The 19,442-nt window shown below is 69.5% G+C and carries 17 protein-coding genes; 9 read left to right on the forward strand and 8 right to left on the reverse strand.

Annotated elements, in window-relative coordinates; all coding sequences use genetic code 11:
* Positions 1-68: 68 nt before the first annotated feature.
* Positions 69-533: an SPW repeat protein gene (locus GKQ77_RS03395; RefSeq protein ID WP_125515812.1), complete on the reverse strand. Its 465-nt coding sequence runs from the start codon at positions 531-533 to the stop codon at positions 69-71.
* A gap of 269 nt (positions 534-802) precedes the next feature.
* Between GKQ77_RS03395 and GKQ77_RS03400 the strand changes: the two genes are divergently transcribed.
* The gene (locus GKQ77_RS03400) at positions 803-1,276 is read left to right on the forward strand and encodes an NUDIX hydrolase (RefSeq protein ID WP_219687117.1); all 474 of its coding nucleotides are present in this window, start codon (positions 803-805) and stop codon (positions 1,274-1,276) included.
* A gap of 83 nt (positions 1,277-1,359) precedes the next feature.
* Positions 1,360-1,608 carry an SCO4226 family nickel-binding protein gene (locus GKQ77_RS03405; protein WP_125515815.1) on the forward strand — a complete coding sequence of 83 codons (249 nt, stop codon included), beginning with the start codon at positions 1,360-1,362 and terminating at the stop codon, positions 1,606-1,608.
* Positions 1,609-1,626: 18 nt separating this feature from the next.
* On the opposite strand, the gene GKQ77_RS03410 is transcribed toward GKQ77_RS03405, so the two are convergent.
* The 3 genes from GKQ77_RS03410 to GKQ77_RS03420 form a co-directional block, all read right to left on the reverse strand.
* Positions 1,627-2,049: a DUF6003 family protein gene (locus tag GKQ77_RS03410; RefSeq protein ID WP_219687119.1), complete on the reverse strand. Its 423-nt coding sequence runs from the start codon at positions 2,047-2,049 to the stop codon at positions 1,627-1,629.
* A gap of 79 nt (positions 2,050-2,128) precedes the next feature.
* On the reverse strand, positions 2,129-3,427 hold the full coding sequence (locus GKQ77_RS03415) for a phosphatase PAP2 family protein (protein ID WP_219687143.1): 1,299 nt from the start codon (positions 3,425-3,427) through the stop codon (positions 2,129-2,131).
* A 124-nt stretch (positions 3,428-3,551) separates the two neighbouring features.
* A complete protein-coding gene (locus GKQ77_RS03420) occupies positions 3,552-5,561 on the reverse strand; it encodes an ATP-binding cassette domain-containing protein (protein ID WP_372459824.1) in 2,010 nt (669 codons plus the stop codon).
* Positions 5,562-5,765: 204 nt separating this feature from the next.
* On the opposite strand from GKQ77_RS03420, the gene GKQ77_RS03425 reads away from it, so the two are divergent.
* Positions 5,766-6,221: a hypothetical protein gene (locus tag GKQ77_RS03425; protein ID WP_219687121.1), complete on the forward strand. Its 456-nt coding sequence runs from the start codon at positions 5,766-5,768 to the stop codon at positions 6,219-6,221.
* A 4-nt stretch (positions 6,222-6,225) separates the two neighbouring features.
* On the opposite strand, the gene GKQ77_RS03430 is transcribed toward GKQ77_RS03425, so the two are convergent.
* Positions 6,226-7,164 carry an alpha/beta fold hydrolase gene (locus GKQ77_RS03430; RefSeq protein ID WP_258020782.1) on the reverse strand — a complete coding sequence of 313 codons (939 nt, stop codon included), beginning with the start codon at positions 7,162-7,164 and terminating at the stop codon, positions 6,226-6,228.
* The gene (locus GKQ77_RS03435; protein WP_219687123.1) at positions 7,161-7,784 is read right to left on the reverse strand and encodes a TetR/AcrR family transcriptional regulator; all 624 of its coding nucleotides are present in this window, start codon (positions 7,782-7,784) and stop codon (positions 7,161-7,163) included. The genes GKQ77_RS03430 and GKQ77_RS03435 overlap by 4 nt, the downstream gene beginning before the upstream one ends.
* A 150-nt stretch (positions 7,785-7,934) precedes the next feature.
* Between GKQ77_RS03435 and GKQ77_RS03440 the strand changes: the two genes are divergently transcribed.
* Positions 7,935-10,049, forward strand: a complete 2,115-nt coding sequence (locus GKQ77_RS03440; protein ID WP_219687124.1) for a nuclease-related domain-containing DEAD/DEAH box helicase — start codon at positions 7,935-7,937, stop codon at positions 10,047-10,049.
* Positions 10,050-10,217: 168 nt separating this feature from the next.
* Here GKQ77_RS03440 and GKQ77_RS03445 read toward each other — a convergent pair whose 3' ends face one another.
* Entirely contained in the window at positions 10,218-10,916 is a 699-nt protein-coding gene (locus GKQ77_RS03445; RefSeq protein WP_219687127.1) for a hypothetical protein, read from the reverse strand.
* A 444-nt stretch (positions 10,917-11,360) separates the two neighbouring features.
* Here GKQ77_RS03445 and GKQ77_RS03450 point away from each other — a divergent pair, with 444 nt between their 5' ends.
* The 4 genes from GKQ77_RS03450 (at position 11,361) to GKQ77_RS03465 (ending at position 17,220) form a co-directional block, all read left to right on the forward strand.
* Positions 11,361-12,059: a hypothetical protein gene (locus GKQ77_RS03450; protein WP_219687128.1), complete on the forward strand. Its 699-nt coding sequence runs from the start codon at positions 11,361-11,363 to the stop codon at positions 12,057-12,059.
* Positions 12,052-12,825 (forward strand): hypothetical protein, encoded by a 774-nt coding sequence (locus tag GKQ77_RS03455; protein ID WP_219687130.1) that lies wholly within the window; start codon positions 12,052-12,054, stop codon positions 12,823-12,825. The genes GKQ77_RS03450 and GKQ77_RS03455 overlap by 8 nt, the downstream gene beginning before the upstream one ends.
* Before the next feature lie 338 nt (positions 12,826-13,163).
* Entirely contained in the window at positions 13,164-15,962 is a 2,799-nt protein-coding gene (locus tag GKQ77_RS03460; RefSeq protein WP_308117533.1) for a restriction endonuclease, read from the forward strand.
* A 268-nt stretch (positions 15,963-16,230) separates the two neighbouring features.
* Positions 16,231-17,220, forward strand: coding sequence for an alpha/beta fold hydrolase (locus GKQ77_RS03465; protein ID WP_219687134.1), 990 nt, complete (start codon positions 16,231-16,233; stop codon positions 17,218-17,220).
* A 6-nt stretch (positions 17,221-17,226) separates the two neighbouring features.
* Here GKQ77_RS03465 and GKQ77_RS03470 read toward each other — a convergent pair whose 3' ends face one another.
* Positions 17,227-18,387 (reverse strand): magnesium and cobalt transport protein CorA, encoded by a 1,161-nt coding sequence (locus tag GKQ77_RS03470; protein ID WP_219687136.1) that lies wholly within the window; start codon positions 18,385-18,387, stop codon positions 17,227-17,229.
* Positions 18,388-18,616: 229 nt separating this feature from the next.
* On the opposite strand from GKQ77_RS03470, the gene GKQ77_RS03475 reads away from it, so the two are divergent.
* Positions 18,617-19,442 (forward strand): winged helix DNA-binding domain-containing protein (locus tag GKQ77_RS03475; protein ID WP_219687138.1); only part of this gene is annotated, 826 nt, incomplete at its 3' end.

Here is a 19,442-nt window from a genome sequence, read left to right on the forward strand (position 1 = left end):
CCGCTCCCGACCACTCGCAGTCTCTGTTCTTGCTACTGCTGGGTTCTGCCCTACTCCTGGCGCTTCGCTCAGCCAGGGCCCGCCCGGTACGCCGCCGTCCTGCCGTGACCGGCGGCCGAGCCCTCTTCAGCCCGGGTCGCCGCGCTGGCGGCCAGGCCGAGGAGCAGCGCCACCGCGCCGCAGATGATGTTGCTGACCACGGACCTGGTGGTGCTCATGTCACCCGCCACGACCCATGGGGCGACGATCGTCCACAGCCCCAGCGCACAAGCGGCCCACGCCATGCTGTGGGTGCGTTCGTATGCTCGGCCGAAGCCGCCGCTCATCAGCAGGGCGTAGGCGATGCCGACGATGAGGTTGACGACCGTCAGCCTCGCCAGCCCGTCGAAGCCCACGATCCAGGGCGAGGCGGCCAGGTAGAGGCCGGTGAGAAAGGCCATCGTCTCGACGGCTTGCACTTTCGGTGTGCTCGCCGCGCGCTCGGCGATCTCATGACGAGCGCGGATGTCCACGATGTCGGGATGCGTCTCCATCGATGACGGGGACCTGGGGGACGTTGTCATTACGCCCACCTCCAGCTGAGTGGTGGTACTTGGTGCGTGTGGTTCCAGATGCGTGGGGCCGCGTGTACCGATGCACGGGGCCGAACCAGGACGCGGGCCGACGCGGTGGTCCACGGACTCATCGGCCGGCTCAGGCATGGCGATCACCCTCCAGAGTACTCGCGGAGCCGCCACAGGGCGCGGCACGCGAACCGCAGGCAGCCCCCTCGGCGCCGAGCCGATGCGGATAGCCTCCGGGGATGGATCTGCGACTGGCCGCGTATGCCGTGTCCGTCGAGGGCGGGCGGCTGCTGCTCGCCCACGCCGTGAAGCCGGGGGGTGAGAGGGTCTGGACGCTGCCGGGCGGCAAGGTCGAGCACGGGGAGGATCCGTTCGACGCGGTGATCCGGGAGGTCGCCGAGGAGACCGGCCTGGACGCTGTGGTGGAGCGTCTGTTGGGCGTGGACTCAAGGGTGACCCCCGCGGCCGAGCGCCGCGTGCCCGGCAGGCCCGCGCTGCACAACATCGGCGTCTTCTACCAGGTCCGCGTCACCGGGGGCCGGCTCCGCCCGGAGCCGAACGGCGACACCGCCGAGTCGGCCTGGACCCCTCTCGCCGACGTTCCCCGCCTCGTCCGGTCCTCGCTGCTGGACATCGGCCTCGCCCTTGCGCAGACCACTCCGCCGACCGGCCACGTCGCTCCCGTTCCGGTCGGCGGGCTGGTCCGGTACTGAGGGCACCACCGGTCGCCCCCACCCGCGTACAGGCGCACGATGGAGGTAGCGCGAACGCGCATGTCGGAAGGAGGTGCGGCGTCATGTCGCAGTTCATGGACGTCCACCACGGGATGAAGGGCATCACCGCCGACGACCTGAAGCAGGCGCATCAGGCCGACCTCGCGATCGAGAAGGAGGAAGGCGTCCACTTCCAGAAGGCGTGGGCGGATCCGGAGTCCGGCACGGTCTACTGCCTCTCCGAGGCGCCCTCGGCCGACGCGGTCCAGCGCATCCACGAGCGCGCGGGCCACCGCGCCGACGAGGTCCACGCCGTACCCCTCACCGTGTGAACGGAGAAGGGCGCGGGGTCAGACGGTCAGGCGGCCGATTTCCTGGGGGTCGATGCCCGTCAGCTGGGCGATGCGGGGCGCGGGGACGCCCGCGGTGAGTGCCCGGTGGACGAGGGCCTCCCAGTCCTGGGTCGTCTCCCGGAATTCGAGCAGCTCGCTCTCCATGTCCGTGACGGCCTGCGGCGCGCACTCCTGCTGGACCCGCAGCGCCTCCTCCTCGCTCAGCGGCACGGGCAGGCGCTCGGCGTCCTCGGGGATGAACGCCTCCGCGTCGGCGGGCAGGATCCTGACCCGCTCCGAGGACGCGGTGACGTCGTGGGCCTGCAACCAGCCGAGTACGGCGGGCGTTTCCGCGCACTCCAGGGCGCCGGCGGCGGCGAGGGCCGCCCCCAGCTGGGGGTGCCGGTCAGGAAGGAGGAACAGGTAAGCGTCATCGGCCATCGCGGGGGAATCGCCTTCTCGATCGGACATCACAGCAGAGCCGCCCCGATGCTAGCGCCCCGCGTCATCCCCCAGCGACCTACACCAGTTCGGGTCGTGGTTCGGGTCGGAGCGCCGGTGGGGGCTTCGGCTCCCACAGCCTGGTGGTCCGTATATAGCCGTAGATCACCGAGAGCATCGCCAGGATGAGAAGCGGCCCGAACACCCCTGGCCTCTGGGCCATTTCCAGCGGCAGATAGCGGTACGCCACCAGGAGCGCGGCGAAGACGCCCGTACCGTACGCGACCAGTCGCAGACCCGACCGGTCCCAGCCGCGGTCGTACGTGCGCAGCCCCGCCTCGACGGTGAGCGCGAAGACCACACCGGCGATGAGGTCCACGCCGTAGTGGTAGCCGAAGCCCAGCGTCGCGCTGAGCGTGGCGACGAGCCAGAACGTTCCGGCGTACCGCAGCAGGCGCGGCCCCTTGCGGGAGTGGATGAAGATCGCGGTCGCCCACGCCGTGTGCAGGCTGGGCACGCAGTTGCGGGGCGTGATCCCGTCGTACGGGACCGGGTGCGGGGCGCTGATCGGCGGCGGCGTGTGCGGCCACAGGTCCGCGACCGCCCACTCCAGGCCGCCGGTGCCGGAGGTGCCCGGGCCGTAGGCGAAGATCGGGCCGACCACCGGGAAGATCATGTAGATGCCCGGTCCGAGGAGGCCGATCAGCAGGAAGGTGCGCACCAGGTGGTGGCGCGGGAAGCGGCGCTCGGCCGCCACATTGCGCAGCTGGTACAGGGCGACGACGATCGCGGCCACCGCGAGCTGGGCGTAGACGAGGTCGATCACATAGGTGCCGACCGGGCCGGTGGCCTCGAGTATTCGGCCCGCCAGCCACGACGGGTTGCCCAGCGCGTGATCGGCGGTCGCCACGTACGGGTCGAGCACGGTGGGGTGGGCCTTGGACGTGATGAGCAGCCAGGTGTCACCGGTCTTGCGGCCGGCCACGAGGAGCAGGCCGAGGCCGACGCCCTTCAGGAGCAGGACGCGTTCCTCGCCGGTGCGGCGGGTGAGCGCGAAGACCGCGCAGCCCAGCATCGCCCACAGGGCGCCGTTGCCGAAGAAGTGGTCCTCGGGCACCTCGGCGCCGACCGCCCACCGCACGCCCACGAAGACGAGGTCGATGCCGACCGCCGCACCGGCCGCGATGAACCGCTGGCGCCAGCTGAGCACCACCATCATCAGCGCGAGGCCGCCGTACAGCGGTCCCGGTTTGGGCGGGAAGATGATCTCTCGCGCCTGGTTGGTGAGGGGCCCCGGTACGCCGCCGTAGTGACGCGCGGCGATCTCCAGGGTGATGAGGAAGCCGAGGCCCACCACACACGCCGTGCCCCAGAGGATCGCCCGCCCTCGCGAAACTACAGGTATCAATTCTTCGACCGATTGTTAGACGCTGTTCGGATGCCCGATCATGCCATCGCTGGGTCGTCGCTCTGGGCCGAGGGGTGGGATCGCGGCGACGCGGTCACCCCTGACGCTCGGAAGATCGTGCGGCGGGGTTCGGGATGCTTCCCGTGGGGGCGTACTGGCCGTACTGGGCGTACTGCGCGGCCTGCGCGGTGAACATGGCCGCGTAACGGCCCCCGGCGGCCATGAGTTCGTCGTGACTGCCCTGCTCGGCGAGGCGCCCGTGGTGGAGCACGTAGATGCGGTCGGCGTGGCGGACGCCGGACATCCGGTGGGTGACGAGGATGACGGCCCGGTGCGGGGCGGCGAGACCGCGGATGCGGTCGAAGGCCTCGATCTCGGCCTCGGGGTCGAGCGCGGAGGTGGGCTCGTCGACGATGAGGACACTGTCCGCCCGCGAGGTGGCGCTGCGCCAGTGCGTGCGGGCGAGCCCCATCTTCTGCCATTCGCCGCCGGACAGTTCGATGGCCCCGCGGAACATGCGGGCCAGCAGGCTCTGCAGTCCGTCGGGGAGCTTGGCGATGACGGGGCCCGCCCCGGCGTACTCCACCGACGGCTGGAGGTCGTGGGGTGCGGCGCTGTGCGCGGGGCGGCCGAGGCGGATGTTCATCGCGGCGGTCACGGGCCAGCGCTGGAAGTCCTGGGTGAGCAGGCATACGCGGTCGAAGACCTGGGAGCGGTCGAGGTCCTCGATGTCCGCCCCGCCCCACCGCAGGGTGCCCTCCTGGGGCAGCAGCAGGCCCGAGAGGAGCTTCATCAGCGTGCTCTTGCCGGAGCCGTTCTCGCCCACGACGGCGGTGACCGAGCCCATGGGGAGCGAGAGCGTCACCTCGTTCAGCGCCGGGGTATCGCGGTCGGGGTAGCGGTAGGTGACGCGGTCGAGGACGACCTGTTCGATCCGCTCGGGGACCGGGGCGCCGCCTTCGGGGATGACGCGCTCCGCGGCCTGGGTGAGGAAGCGCCCGTGGTCGCGGACGTACAGGGACTCCTCGTGCAGCTGGTTCACGTTCATCACCAGCGCGCCCAGGCCGGCCGAGCCGGTCCGTACGGCGATCACGGCGGTGCCCGCGACGGCCAGGCTCATGTGCCCGTGCGTGATCAGCCAGAACATGGTTCCGTACGTCGCCGCCATGGCGAGGCCGGAGAGCGCGGCGGCGACCCACTCGGTGAGCGCCTTGCTGGTGGCCAGCCGCTCCTGCTCGGATTCGGCGCTCTCGGCCATCCGCCGGTAGCGGCCGAGCAGGAAGGCGCCGACGGCGTGGATGCGCACCTCCTGGGCGGCGGTGCGCTCGGTGAGGAGGTTGCCGATGAGGCGGCTGGCCCGCACGTGCTCGATCCAGCCGATCCGCGACACGTACCGCTCCTGCGCCACGCGCATGGCGCCCCAGCCGCGGGGAGCGGCGATGAGGATCAGCATGGGCAGCAGGGCGGGGTGCAGGACGGTGAGGACGCTCGCCGTGGTGATCAGCGAGATGACGCCGTTGAGCGCGGCGACGCAGGCGCCGATCATGCGGCGGGCGGAGGCCGGGCCGTACTGCGCGATGTCGATGAGCCGGCGGAAGTCGGGGTCGTCGATGGCTTCCAGTTCGACGGAGGCCGCGGCGGCGAGGTACTGGGTGGTCGCGATCCGTTCGACGAGCGGTTCCAGGCGCCCGGCCCGGGACGTGGACCAGGCGGCCAGGGCGGAGTTGACGACGGCGACCGCCGCGGCGGCGAAGAGACCGGGCAGCAGGGCGTGCAGCCGCTCGGTCGCGGTGCCGGTGCCGCCGAGCAGCGCGTGCATGACGGCGTTGACGGCGAGCAGGCCGACGGCCGCGGCGATGCCCTGGCCGACCTCGCTGATCGCCACCGCGATGAGCGCCCGCCGGTCGGCGTGCCACGCCATGCGCAGCGTCACCCCGATCAGTGACGGCATGGAGCGCAGGGCGGACCTCATGGTCAAGTCCAGTGTGGCGTGCTCGTGTTGGGACCAGCCCCTGTCGTAGCGCAGGGGGCCGCCGAACAGTTCCCGCTCGGCGTCGGAGATCTTGGGTTCGGCCATCCGTACCCGTCCGAAGAACCTCTTCACAGGGCGTCTCCTCCCGAGCTGGGCCAGCTCCGTGTCCACGGCCAGGTGATCGGATAACTGGGCCCATCCTGTCGCCGTCACGGGCGCGCGGGGGCGAAATCCGTCGCCGCGCGCGGACCGGCGTCAGGCGCCGCGGGAGGTCCGCATACGATCTTCGTGTCTCATTCCGCACACAGATACATCCGTAATACGGGGAGCAGACGCATGCGCAGGGCAATGACCATAACGGCGCTGATCGCGGCAGCCGGGCTGATGACCGCGTGCGGCGGCAGCGGTGACGGCGGCGATGGTGGTGGCGGCAAGAAGGGGCGTGCCGAGCAGGGCAAGGACTCGGCGTCGAAGCCGGGCGCCGGTGGCCAGGACAAGACGTACGACGTCACCTTCGAGGTCGGCGGCGAAGGCAGGACCAGCGTCTACTACAACCTCGACACGAACCACTCCGAGCAGGTCACCCTGCCGTGGAAGAAGTCGGGCGAACTCACCCTGAACAGCACCGAACGCAAGGTCGGGATCACCGTCTCCGTCGTGCCGGGGACGGTGCGGCTGTCCAACGGCCAGTTCGCCGCGGCCCCTTGCTCGATCACCGTCGACGGCAAGAAGGTCGTCAAGGACGCCGGTGGCGCGAAGGGCAAGCACATGTGCGAGTACACCCTGCGCTGACGCCTTACGGGGCGCCTTCCGGAGCGCCGAACGGGTCGATGAGCGGGTCGATGAACGGGGTGATGAACGGGACGATCGCGTCGATGAAGTGGTCGTTCCGGTCGCCTGCCACCATGTGCCCCGCACCGGACACGTCGACGTGCCGCGCGTGGGGCACCTGCGCGCAGAACTCGTCGGCGATGTCCTCGCGCACCACGTCACTGCTCCCGCCGCGGACGAGCAGGATCGGCGCGTCGGTGTGGCGCGCGGCGTCGAGGAGGCGTTCGGCCATGCCGGGTGGGTCCATGCGGCCCTCGAAGCTGTCCAGGACGCGGGGGTCCCAGTGCCAGACCCAGCGTCCGCCGTGTCGGCGCAGGTTGTCGCGCAGCCCGGCCTCCTCGTCGTCGGGGCGCGGGCGGTGGGGCAGGTAGGCCGAGACGGCGGCGGCCGCCTCCGCCACGCTGGCGAACCCGTCGGGGCGGCCGCGCATGAACTCGACGATCCGGCGGACGCCGCGGGGGTCGGGTCGATGGGCGACGTCGACGAGTACGAGCGCGCGGATCGCCGCTCGGGGTGCCTCTCCGGCGGCGAGCAGTGCGCTGAGGCCGCCGAGTGAGGCGCCGACGAGTACGGGCGGGGCGCCGAGTCCGCCAAGTCCGTCGAGTCCGTTGGGTTTACTGAGTCCGGCGATGAGCGCGCGGACGTCGTCGGCGAAGAGGCCGAGGTCGTAGTCGCCGTCGGGCGACCACCCGCTGGTGCCGTGCCCGCGCAGGTCGGGGGCGATGACCTGCCAGCCGAGGGCGGCCAGTTGGGGTCCGGTGCGATCCCAGGCGTGGCGGGTCTGGCCGCCGCCGTGGAGCAGGAGGAGAGAGGGCGCGCAAGCCTCGCCCCACACGTTCGCCGTGAGCGGGATCCCGTCGCGCCCCACGAGACCGAGGGTCCGGGGCGGTGCGCCGGCCGTCATGCCGGGTCCTGGGTCCGCAGCGGCGCCAGGAGCCGGTCGCGGTGGGGGTCGGCGGCCGCCGCGGCGAGCGCGACGTCCAGCGCGAGCAACGTACGTACGAGGAACTGGTCGTCGTCGGTCATGGCGGCCACCCACTGGTGCAGCGCGCCCAGGCACGCCGTGCTGACCACGGCGGCCAGCGCGTCGGTGTCGACGTCGGCGCGCAGCAGGCCCCGCGCCCGCGCGTCCGCCAGCGCGCGCCGGAGGTGGGTGAGCGGACCGCGGCGGAGCACGAGGCCGCTGTCCTCCCACTCGCGGACCATGCGGCGCGAGACGACCGGGTCGCCCACGAACAACTGCACGGTCGACCGGACGACCTCCCGCGCGTCACCGGCTCCCTCCGCCCCCAGGCGGCTCTCCAGCTCGTCCATGAAGTCGGCGGCCAGCGCCTCCCAGATCTTGTCGCGCGGCCCGATCAGGTTGTACACGGTGGCCGGGGAGACCTCCGCCCGCGCGGCGATCCGCTCGGTACTGATCACCGACTCCGGGCTCTCCCGCAGCAGTTCGCGGGTCGCCTCCAGAATCCGCCCACGCCGCTGCGCCTTGTGCCGCGCGCGGAGCCCGCCTTCTGCTGCCTGCATGAGCGCACCTCACTGAAAGTAGAGATACCTCTGATTTTAGAGCCCCCTCTAAATTCCGCAAGGGCCTACGCAAGGACTATGGAGCTGTGCGCCCTGCCGTCCGATCGCAGATCGTCCTATGATCGTTACTCCGCGTAGGAGGGGGCTGGTATGGCGGCAGGGGGGTCGGCGTCGCGGCGGGCGCAGGAGGCGCGGCGCCAGGAGCGGCTGTTGCGTGAGCAGTGGCAGGCCGCGCGTCAGCAGGCGCGTCAGTGGGAAGCGGCGAGTGAGGGGGAACGCCGGGTCGCCGCCCAGCTGTTGGTGCTCACGGAGCGCGGGTGGCGGCTGCTCGTGGACCGTCGCTGGCCGGGGACGCGGGCCGCCAATGTGGACATGCTGCTGGTGGGCCCCGGTGGTGTCTTCGTCATCGACGTGAAGAACTGGCGGGCCGGCCCGGAGACTTGGGGCGGCAAGCTCCGCGCTGATGGTGAGCCGCGCGACGAGCACGTGGCGCGGCTCTTGGCGGTGACGAAGGCCGCGGAGGGGGCGGTCGCGTCCCTCGGGATGTCTCCGGTGGCGGTCCAGCCACTCATGGTCTTCGCGGGCCAGCGGGTCGACACCGGGCTCGGCCGGATCCGGCTCCTGGGCGAGCGCGAGGTCGGCCCCGCACTGCTGTCGGAGCGATGCAGGCTGCGTACGGAATCGGTCCGTGCGATAGCCGACCACCTGGAACGCGTCTTCCCCGACTACGAGGGACCGGCCGTCGGACGGACGGCACCGCCCACCACGGCCCGGCCCCAACAGGCCGCATCTGATGGACTGTTCGACCTGGAAGGCCTGCGGGACGCGGCGCTGGAGGAGGCGCTGCGGGCCCCGATCGAGCAGTGGATGACGTTCCTCCACCCCGACCAGGTCGCGCTGGTGCGCCGCAACTGGTCGGGCCCCGCCCGCATCAGCGGTCCGGCGGGCACGGGCAAGACAGTCGTGGGTCTGCACCGCGCGGCTCACCTCGCCCGGCGCACCAGCGGCCGGATCCTGTACGTCACGTTCGCCAACAACCTGCCCCGGGTGCAGGGCACCTTCTTCAAGTCCATGTCTCCGGGCGTCGCGGACAGGGTGGACTTCCGCAGCCTGCACTCCTGGGCGCAGGAGTTCTTGCAGGAGCGGGGGGTCCAGGTTCGGCTGCATGGGGACAAGGCCGAGACCGCCTTCAGTCTGGCCTGGAAGCACGTCGGGCGGGACAGCCGCCTAGCGGAGATCGACCCTGCGCCGGGCTACTGGCGTGAGGAGATCGACCACGTCATCAAGGGCCGCGGCATCACGGCTTTCGAGGAGTACGCGACCGTGCCCCGGCGTCGCCGCAGGGCGGTCCTGCGGCGGTCGCACCGGCAGGCGGTATGGGCGCTGTACGAGGCATACGAGTCCCTGCGCGGCGAGCGCGGCGTGCACGACTTCAACGACGTCCTCTCCCTCGCCCTGGCGGAGGCGACGCGACGCAAGGAAGGCCCGCACTACGCGGCCGTGATCGTCGACGAGGTCCAGGACCTCACGCTGGTCGGGGTGCGTCTCCTGCACGCCCTGGTCGGTGACGTCCCCAACGGGCTGCTGCTGGTCGGCGATGGACAACAGGCCGTCTACCCGGGCGGGTTCCGGCTTGCTGACGCGGGCATCGACATCCGGGGAGACCGCGGGCAGGTGCTGCACACCAACTACCGCAATAGCAAGGAGATTCTGGACGCGGCCCTGACGGTCGTCGCGGACGATGTCTTCGAGGACATCGACGGAATGAACACTCCGGGCCGCCGGGACGTCGAACTCACCTACCACGACGGGCAGGTGGTCCGCGTGACGAAGCCGACGGTGGCCGAACACGACCAGGCGCTCCTGGACGCCTTGCGCGCGCTGCGCGACGGAGCGCGAGCTGACGCCGCGGTGCTGTGCCCGTCCGTGCGGGCCATCGGCCACTACCAGCGGTTGCTCTCCTGTGCCGAGATCCCGGTCTGTCTGCTGGAACACTACGACGGCCGCCCCGTCGACGCGGTCAAGCTGGGGACGTATCGCAGGGCCAAGGGCCTGGAGTTCAAGCGCGTATATCTGCCGCAGCACGATGCCGCCCTCCCGAAAGGCGCGTCAGCGGGAGGCGCCGGCGTCGCGGAGGCCCACGAAACGGCGCGTGAAACGGGGCGCGAAACGTCGCGCGAACGCGAAGAGCTGCTGCGTAGCCAGCTGTTCGTGGCGATGACCCGGGCGCGTGACTTGCTGTGGCTTGGAAGCGTGGACCGGTAGGGCTGTGACGCGGGGTGCTGGCCCCCACCGCTGGCTCCGGTGGTCATGCAATTCGGGGCACGGCTGTCAGCTCACCGCTATGGGGTAGCTTGCTCGCCGGGCAGAGCCCAGAGCAGGTCATCTGTCACGACGACCTGGCTCGTGCCCCGAAGGTCTCTGGCCGAGCCTTCACCATTCCCACGTGAAGCCGACGGATGTCTCTTCGATGAACGGTACGTAGTACCGGGCGGTGCCGTTCTGCAGAGTCATCGGGTCCTGTCGGATGGCTGCTCCGCCCAAATGGTCATCCCAGACGCACCACCATACGTGCCGTGGAATTCTGTCAACCGGAAACTTGACGGCCAGATCGACGTGCTCCGTGCGTGCAAAGGCGGCCCGCCTAACTTCGTTGGTAAAGGACTTCGCTGCGGCAAAATGCGTCCGGTACTCCAGCGCGGTGGTCTGAGATCTCGTCAGGGGGCGGGTGAAAATAATTTCCTGTCCGATTAGGCCTCCGCCGTAGACGTGGCGCGTGCCCAGCATCCCACCGTGTAGTACTTCGATTTCGGATGCCTGGGGCTCATGATTGAAAATATAGAGATCCACGCCGTCTTCGATCGCGCGGATGGTGTGGAAGGTGCTGCGGAGCTGCAATGACCCTGTCTCGTCCACGAAGTAACGCTCGACGAGGCTGACAGTTCGATGGCGTTGACGTCTGACCATCTCTCGACGCCTTCGCAAGGTATGGGTAATACCGGAAGTGAAGCCCTGTTCCGCAGTGTACGTGGCCCATAAGTGGTCCGCGTCACTGCGGTCGATGTCGAAGGCGCCGATGATCCATCTGAGGGTTTCCGTGGAAATCGCATTCCCGCTGAGTGCTCGCGACACCCTGTCCTTGAGTGTTCGCTGGAGTGAGATCTGACTGTCACTCCTTTCGCCCGACTCCCAGAGGTGCAAGGTAATCACACACGCCACGGCTGACTGACTCACGCCTCCCCTGACGCGTTTCGTCTCACCGAGCCACATTTGCCGATAGCGCGGGTTCGTCGTGAGCAGATGTCGGAGGAGTTCTCCTGTGGCAGGAAACTTTCGCCCAATCGAAGCCGACACCGATGACCTCCATGTCTGCCCGTGGGCAGTAGCGCCCAGGTAGCCCCAGCCCTGACCAACAGCTCTGAGTATGTGGCTTCCCAGCACTGGCCTCTGCTCTTCGCACGCTTCTTGCACGCTCTCTGCGACATAAGCGCGACACCTCTCCGGTGAGGTTGTACCCGTGGCGTCGAGTCGTCAAGGAGGGGTCGGCGCAAGGCGAACGCATGTAGGAGGCAGATCGTGAACGACAAGGCTAGCTCGCGAGCCGACGACGGGTCGGAGAACGTGAACGCCGAGGAGGACAACAGTCCGGGGGCAGTCGAGGAGGGCGACGGGATGCCGGCGGCTACCGCAAGCGCGGACCTTGCTGCCATGCATGCAGCTTTCACCGCTCTGGAACCGCTGGAGGCCAGGGGGCGCACGCGCGCACTTGCGTGGTTGGCGGACGCGCTGGACGTCGAAGCGATGCCGCGTGGAACCGTAAGAGGCGAGCCCGTTCTGCCGGCCGTGCCTACTGGTACGGGTGTGACCGCTGTGATCGCCTCCGAAGGAGGAGCACCGAGTCCCCGGGAATTCGTCAGCCGAAAGCGGCCTGCTTCGAATGTGGAGCGCGTTGCGTGTCTGGCCTACTATCTGGACCGCTACCGTAGTACGCCCCACTTCAGGACGCCCGACATTGTCGACCTGAATACAGAAGCTGCGGGCCCCAAGTTCGGCAACCCTTCGCGGGACATGGACAACGCGGACCGAGGCAGTGGGTTCCTTGTGACTGCGGGGAAGGGCACGAAACAGCTTTCGGTGAGGGGTGAAGCGCTGGTCGAGGCCCTGCCCGACAAGGATGCGGTGAGGGCCGCCCTGCGTGAGCATCCGCATCGGGCGCGCAAGCGGGACGCCGGCAACAAGAAGCCACAGGTGAACGGTGGCACGAGCGGTGACTGAATCCGTGCGGGACGTGCTCAAGGCCGCCTACGCCGAGAAGCTTGTCGATGAACTCGTCGCCGCCTACGAGGAAGCAAAGCGAAACTACTATCTGGGCGGCCACCGGCTCAGTGCGGTCGAGGGTGGGCGGTTCTGCGAAGCGGCGTACCGCATGCTCGAGGAGGTGGCAAAGGGTCAGCACACACCACTAGGAGCCCAACTCCCGACGGACGCGCTGGCCAAGTGGCTTGCCTCGTCGGCAACGATGGGGCTTTCCCGGTCAATTCGTCTCTATATTCCGCGGGCGCTGCGGATCGTCTACGACATTCGGAACAATCGGGATGCCGCCCATCTCGCTGACGGAATTGACCCGAACCTTCAGGACGCGACCCTCGTCGTGCACGTCCTTGATTGGGTGACGGCCGAGTTCGTCCGTTTGAGCAAAGGTACCTCGCCGGAACACGCCCGGGCCATGGTCGAGGGGCTGGTCACACGCAAGGTTCCTGTGGTGCAGGACTTTGGGGAGTTTCCCAAGCTGCTGCTTCCTGGAGTCCGGGCAGGCGAACACATTCTTATGCTGCTTCACCATAAGGGGGCGTGCGGAGTGACCTATGCGGATCTGTGCCAGTGGATCCCTGGCACGATGCGAAAGCACCTGCGTCGAACGTTGCGGACTCTGGAAGAAAAGGCGCTGGTTCATCAGCGGGAAGGGACCGTATACATCACGTATGCGGGAGAGATCCTACTGGAGACGCGAGGGCTGTTGAGGACGCTGGCCGTCGGCTGAGCGTTCGGTCTGCTGCTGAATCAGTTGATACCCCCGCTCCAGGCGATTCTGCCGGTCCACGTGAGTCAAAGCATGGCGGTCGCCCCCTCCGCGCGTCCTCGTGCCACCACGATGCAGGAGAACGTACGTGCGGTGCAGGTAAGTTTGCGAAGACGCAGCAGTCGGGATTCTCCCCGGCCAGGATGCCGGCGATGGCGGTTCGCCGCTGGTCAGCGGGGCGAATCGAACCGGGAGCGCTCATGGTTGGCGTCGTGTCAGTCCCCCCGTTTAGCCTGTGCGTCGCACGTGGTCACATGGATCGAGCGGGGGTTGATGCGGTGCAGTCCTCACGGCAACCCGTGGTAATCGACAAGAAGATCGATTTCCTCCCGTTCCATGACATGCCCTGGGACGATTTCGAACGCTTGGTCTGCGAACTCGTGCAGGCGGTGGAGTGTCTTTCGCCCTGCTACCGCTACGGAACGCCCGGGCAGGCGCAGGGCGGTGTCGACATCATCGGGCGGGCAGTGGACGGCGGCTGGCACGCCTTCCAAGTCAAGCAAGTAACCCGGTTCACGGATACAAACGCGAGGAGGGCGCTGGAAACCTTCGTCCAGGGTCCGCGCCCTCAGGGTGCGGCGCGCCTGGTCATCGTCACTTCGTGCAGGGGGACGCGCACCCAAGTACGCGATCTGGCCCACGACTACCAGGACCTGTACCCGCGGCTGTCTCTGGGCGAGATCTGGGACGCAGAGCATCTGGGGAGCCTGCTGCGTGGCCGGCCGCTCATCGTGGCCCGTTACTTCGGAGACGAAGCGGCTCGCCGGTTCTGCGACCGCGAGGCGTTGGGGGAGCTCTCGCCCACGGAGACCGCGGGCGTTCTGGATCGTCCGGGCATCCCCATTGCCACCGCCGACCCCTTCGACCTGGAGGTCCACGAGGCGATCACCGTCGACCACGCCATTGGCGATGGTGGCCCCCTGCCCTCATACTTCCGCAGGCCCTTCGACGATGAACTCGGTACCGCGGTGAACCAGGCCCTCGCAGGGCGAAGCGCCATGAAGGTGCTTCTTGGAGACTCCTCCACGGGGAAGACGCGAGCGGCATGGGAGGCGATTCAGCGGCTGCCCGGGGAATGGCGGCTGTGGCATCCGGCCCCCCCCGAGGACCTGCTCGCCGCGATCGATTTGATTGGTCCCCGCACGGTCCTGTGGCTCAACGAGATCAACCGCTACCTCCTCTCCGGCGACACCGATCGGGACGAGCAGGTCGCTTCCAGACTGACGGGATTACTTCGAAGCGCCCGGTGCGCACCCGTGCTGGTTCTCGGTACGGCTTGGCACGAGCACTGGGCCACGATGAACACCGCGCCACGGAACGAACGCGCGCAGACGAAATCACTGCTGGCCAGGTGCCCGATCCGCGTACCGGAAACGCTCAGTGAGGACGAGCTGTCGCTTCTCACCGCAGGGTCCGAGGCCACCGACGAACGGATGCTGCAGGCCGCGCACCTCGCCGAGAGCGGACATGTCATCCAGTACCTGGCAGGTGGCCCGGCCCACTTGGAGCGTTACGAGACTGGATCCCCCGCCGCCCGCGCGGTGTTGCAGGCCGCCATGGACGCCCGTCGGCTAGGACACGGCCCCGATCTCCCCCATGCGTTCCTCGAGAACGCTGCCGCGGCGTACCTCACCTCGCTCCAACGCGACCTGGCTCGGCCTGACTGGTTCACGCGAGCGGTGGAGTATCTGTCAGCCCCGTGTCGCGGTGTACGAGGTCCCCTGACGCCGGCGCCGGTCCCCTCTCTGCCGGATTTACCGGAACTGAGCCATTACCGACTCTCGGACTTCGTCGAACTGCACGCGAGAAGGCATCGCCAACTGGAAAGCCCGGGTGGCGGGTTCTGGTCCGCCGCCGTACAACATGCCGACAGCGCGAGGGACAAGGCCACGCTGAGCCGCGCAGCCTTGGCCCGCGGCATGGTGACGGACGCCGAGGCCCTGGCCATGGCGGCGGCAGAGGAAGGCGAGGGCGCGGCACTGTCCACATTCGCCCTGTCACTGGAGGACCGCGGCAGGGGTGAGGATGCTCTGTCCTATTTCGAGTTGGCCGCCGAGGTCGGCGATGCCGAGGCTCAAGTCCACCTGGCCTGGCGGTACGAGCGGGCGCAACTGCTCGACGAGGCGGAACGCTGGTACCGGAAGGCCACGGAATCCAGCGGCAGGTTCGACGCCGCGGCGGGGCTCGCGTCCGTCCTGTCCCAGCGCGGAGACGAAACGGCCGCGGAGCGGCTCTACGAGGCGGTCCTCGGCCGCGGCTTCTTCGGAGCCCGGGCCGTTGAGTACCAGGCCCGCTGGCTGGCGGATTGTGATCAGCACGAGCGCGCCCTCCACCTCGCGACGCGATCGTTCGAAGCGGGCAACAGTGAAGCTTTCACCGGCCTTGCCTGGACCTACAGGTACACGGACACGCCTCGGGCAATCGAGGTGTTCCTGCATGCCATGGAGGCGGGAGACACGAACGCTCCGCGCGAACTCGCCTGGGTGTATGAGGAGGAGGGGGACACGGCTCGTGCCGAACACTTCTGCGAGATTGCCGTCTCCATGGGCGAGACGAATGCTCTGCGCGGTCTGGGCATGATCCGTCGCAGCATGGGTGACTACCGATCGGCCGCTGGACTGCTCTGGAGGGCTTACAACCTCGGCGTGGCCCATGCCTTGCCAGAGCTTGCCAGACTGCGAGAGGAGGAGGGCGAGCTCAAACGAGCGGAACGGCTCTATCGGCGCATGCTCCAGGAAGGGGACCCGAGCGCGGAGACGGATCTCGTCCGCTTCCTGGAGACGACAGGAAGAACACGCCAAGCCGAGGAACTGGCCGCTCGTTCCGTAACCCTCATCGAAGCCCTCGCGCGTGCCCGCGCCGCCCGCGGAGAGGCCGAGGCGGCCGAACAACTCCTGCTCCCGGCCATCCGCCAGGGAGACCCGCATCTCCTGTTGACGCTCGCGGCCCTCCGCCGTCAACGCGGCGACACCGCGGGCGCGGAACGAGCCCTGCGCCAGGCACAGGACGCAGGGGTCAGGTTCGCCACGGAACGGCTGGCGAAGTTGAAAGCCGAAGCCGACCGACCGGGGGCGTCCCGAGGTCTCACGACTGACTGAGCGCGGCAAGCTGGGGCGGGCCTGCCCGCGCACGAATGAGCTCGCCGCTGGGAGTTCTGTAGTTCCCTGCCGCAGCGGTCGGGTTGCCACGGGGCGGGCCGGAGTCCGAGAGGGAGAAGCGGACCTCTCCAGCTCCTTCTTGCCGTGCCGCTCCAACGCCCAGCAGCCCTGCGAGTTTGCCAAGTCGGCAAGGCTGATCGCCTCGGGCGGGTGTCGCGCCGCATGATCGATGGGTAGCCGTGTCCGTCCGCTAACCGAGGAGAAGCCCATGCAGCCCGAGCCGACCGCCGCACTCCGCCACCGCACCGTCGAGGCCCCGGCCGGGCGCCTGCACCTGGTCGAGCAGGGCGCCGGTCCGCTGGTCCTGCTCGTGCACGGCTTTCCCGAGTCCTGGTACTCCTGGCGCCACCAGCTCCCGGCCCTCGCCGCGGCCGGGTTCCGGGCGGTGGCGATCGACGTACGCGGCTACGGCCGCTCCTCCAAGCCTGCCGCGACCGACGCCTACCGGATGCTCGACCTGGTGGACGACAACGTCGCCGTCGTGCGCGCCCTCGGCGAGGAGAACGCGGTGGTCGTCGGCCACGACTGGGGTTCCAGCATCGCCGCCACCTCCGCCCTGCTCCACCCCGAGGTCTTCCGCGCCGTCGCCCTGCTGAGCGTCCCCTACGCGCCGCCCGGCGGCCCGCGCCCGACCGACATCTTCGGCCGGATCGGCGGCCCCGAGCAGGAGTTCTACGTCTCCTACTTCCAGCGGCCCGGCCGCGCCGAGGCCGAGATCGAGCCCGACGTCCGGGGCTGGCTCGCGGGCCTCTACGCGGCCCTGTCCGCCGACACCATGCCCGCCCAGGGCGAGCCCGACCCGCACTTCGTCGCCCGCGCCGGCGGCCGGATGCGTGACCGCTTTCCCACGGGGGTCCTCCCGGCCTGGCTGAGCGAGGACGATCTCGACGTCTACGCGGGGGAGTTCGAGCGCACAGGGTTCACCGGCGCGCTCAACCGCTACCGCAACATGGACCGCGACTGGGAAGACCTCGCCCCGCACCACGGAGCCCCGATCACCCAGCCCGCCCTGTTCATCGGCGGCGCCCTGGACGCCTCGACGACCTGGATGTCCGACGCCATCGACGCCTACCCCGCCACCCTCCCCAACCTGTCGGCCTCCCACCTCCTGGACGCCTGCGGCCACTGGATCCAGCAGGAACGCCCCGACGAGGTCAACCGCCTGCTGACCGACTGGCTCACCGGCCTCCAGGGCTGACCGTCGCTACAGCCAGTCCCGTCGCTTGAAGATGAAGTACAGGCTCACGCAGACCGCCGCCATCAGCAGGATCGCGAAGGGGTAGCCGAAGGCCCACTTCAGTTCCGGCATCGTGTCGAAGTTCATGCCGTAGATCGTGCCGACGAGGGTGGGGGCGAAGAGGATCGCAGCCCAGGACGAGATTTTTTTGATCTCCTCGTTCTGTTCGAAGCCTGCCTCCGCCAGCGCCCGCATCTCCGCGTTCTGCTGCTGCGTCACCAGCGTCGCGTTGACCGTGAGGATGTCGGTCAGGGCCTGGCGGAAGCCGTCGACGCGTTCGCTGGTGTGGGTGACGTGGTCGGCCACGTCCCGTAGGTAGCGCTGGAGTTCCTCGTCCGTGCCGTACTTCGCGAAGCCCGCCATCAAGGCGTGCAGCATGCCGACCAGGGGGCGGGTCGCGCGCTGGAACTCGACCATTTCGCGGGAGAGTTCGTAGATGCGGCGGGAGACCTCGGGGTCGCCGCTGAAGACCTCGGTCTCGATCTCGTCGATGTCGTTCTGGACGCCCGCGACGACCGGGGCGTAGCCGTCGACCACCGCGTCGAGGATCGCGTAGAGCACCGCCTCGGGGCCGAGCTTGAGGAGGTCGGGGGTCTCCTCCATGCGGCGACGGACCCCGGACAGGTCGGGGGCCGCGGCGTGCCGGACCGTGATGACGAAGTCGGGGCCCACGAAGACGTGCAGCTCGCCGAAGTCGACCTCCTCGGGGGCGTCGAGGTAGCGGGCGGCGCGCAGGACGACGAAGAGCGTCTCGCCGTACCGCTCAAGCTTCGGGCGCTGGTGGGCCTCCATCGCGTCCTCGACGGCCAGCTCGTGCAGGTCGAACTCGGCGGCCAGGGAGAGGAGTTCGTCCTCCGTCGGCCGGGCGAGGCCGATCCACGCCATGCCGTCCCGCTGCTCGCGCAGCTCCCGGAAGGTGTCCGCGAGGGAGGAGGGCGTCGCCACGCGGACCCCCTCGCGGTACAGCGCCGCCTCCACGACGCTGCCCGCCTCCCGGTTTGCCGCGGCGGGACCGGAGGGCGGAGCGGGCCGGGTCTCCTCGGGCGGCGGGGCCGCCGGGGGCCGCGTCGCGCGCCGCCACGTGTGCTTCCTCGCGGGCGTTGCCGGACGGGGTCGGCGCTCCGCCATGCTGGCCGCCTCCAGGGTGAGTCGAGTCGAGTGTACGTATGGGCTGGATGGCCATTGAGCAGGATATACGTCCTAAAAGGCGCGGGCGGGCCGCACGGCGGAGGGCCGGACGGCAGCGGGCCGCGCGGCGGCACCTCGCAGACGTGTCGGCGTGCTTCGCGCGGCGCACTGTCCGCCCGCCCCCGCTTGCGGACCGTAAGTGTCCGCAAGCCCCGCTAGCGTGACCCGCATGACCAAGACGACCAGGGCCCGGACCGGTACCGCCCCCGTGCTGGGGACGCGCGCGCTCAACCGGGCCACGCTCGACCGGCAGCTCCTCCTGCGCCGCTCCCGCGAGCTGTCCGTCAGGGACGCCGTCGCCCATCTCGTCGGCCTCCAGGCGCAGAACGTCAAACCGCCCTACTACGCCCTCGCCGCGCGCCTGGAGGACTTCGACCCCGCCGAACTCTCCGCGCTCCTGGAGGCGCGCGAGCTGGTCCGTATGGTCACCCTGCGCTCCACCATCCACCTGCACACCGCCGACGACGCCCGGACACTGCGGCCGTTCGTGCAGGACGCCCTCGCCCGCGAACTCGCCGTCTTCCGTGACGGGCTCACCGGCGTTGACCTGCGCGAACTGGCCGGGATCGCCCGCGAGGCCGTCGAGTCCGAGCCCCGCACGATGAAACAGCTCCGCGAGGTCCTGCTCGTGCGGTGGCCCGGCGCCGACCCGCAGTCCCTCGCGATCGCCGCGCGCTGTCTGCTGCCGCTGGTCCAGGTGACCCCGCGCGGGCTGTGGCTGCGCAGCGGGCAGGTCTCCCTCACCACCCTCGAACACTGGCTCGGGGGTACGGATGTCGAGGCGCCGGCCGCGGTGACGGCCGACCCGGCCCAGGCCCAGGCCCCGGCCCCGGACACCTCCACCGCCGACGCCACCGTCCTGCGCTATCTCGCCGCCTTCGGGCCCGCCTCCGTCAAGGACATGCAGACCTGGGCGCGGCTCACCCGGATGCGGGAGGTCTTCGAACGGCTGCGGCCACGCCTGCGGACGTTCCGCGACGAGAACGGCGTCGAAC

The sequence above is a fragment of the Streptomyces anatolicus genome (assembly GCF_019400875.1).
Taxonomy (GTDB): Bacteria; Actinomycetota; Actinomycetes; order Streptomycetales; family Streptomycetaceae; genus Streptomyces; species Streptomyces anatolicus.

Coding starts and splice junctions, on each gene's coding strand:
- GKQ77_RS03435 (WP_219687123.1), bottom strand. CDS start 7,784: ATGCAGGCAGCAGAAGGCGGGCTCCGCGCGCGGCACAAGGCGCAGCGG.
- GKQ77_RS03410 (WP_219687119.1), bottom strand. CDS start 2,049: ATGGCCGATGACGCTTACCTGTTCCTCCTTCCTGACCGGCACCCCCAG.
- GKQ77_RS03430 (WP_258020782.1), bottom strand. CDS start 7,164: ATGACGGCCGGCGCACCGCCCCGGACCCTCGGTCTCGTGGGGCGCGAC.
- GKQ77_RS03440 (WP_219687124.1), top strand. CDS start 7,935: ATGGCGGCAGGGGGGTCGGCGTCGCGGCGGGCGCAGGAGGCGCGGCGC.
- GKQ77_RS03405 (WP_125515815.1), top strand. CDS start 1,360: ATGTCGCAGTTCATGGACGTCCACCACGGGATGAAGGGCATCACCGCC.
- GKQ77_RS03395 (WP_125515812.1), bottom strand. CDS start 533: ATGGAGACGCATCCCGACATCGTGGACATCCGCGCTCGTCATGAGATC.
- GKQ77_RS03465 (WP_219687134.1), top strand. CDS start 16,231: ATGCAGCCCGAGCCGACCGCCGCACTCCGCCACCGCACCGTCGAGGCC.
- GKQ77_RS03425 (WP_219687121.1), top strand. CDS start 5,766: ATGCGCAGGGCAATGACCATAACGGCGCTGATCGCGGCAGCCGGGCTG.
- GKQ77_RS03470 (WP_219687136.1), bottom strand. CDS start 18,387: ATGGCGGAGCGCCGACCCCGTCCGGCAACGCCCGCGAGGAAGCACACG.
- GKQ77_RS03400 (WP_219687117.1), top strand. CDS start 803: ATGGATCTGCGACTGGCCGCGTATGCCGTGTCCGTCGAGGGCGGGCGG.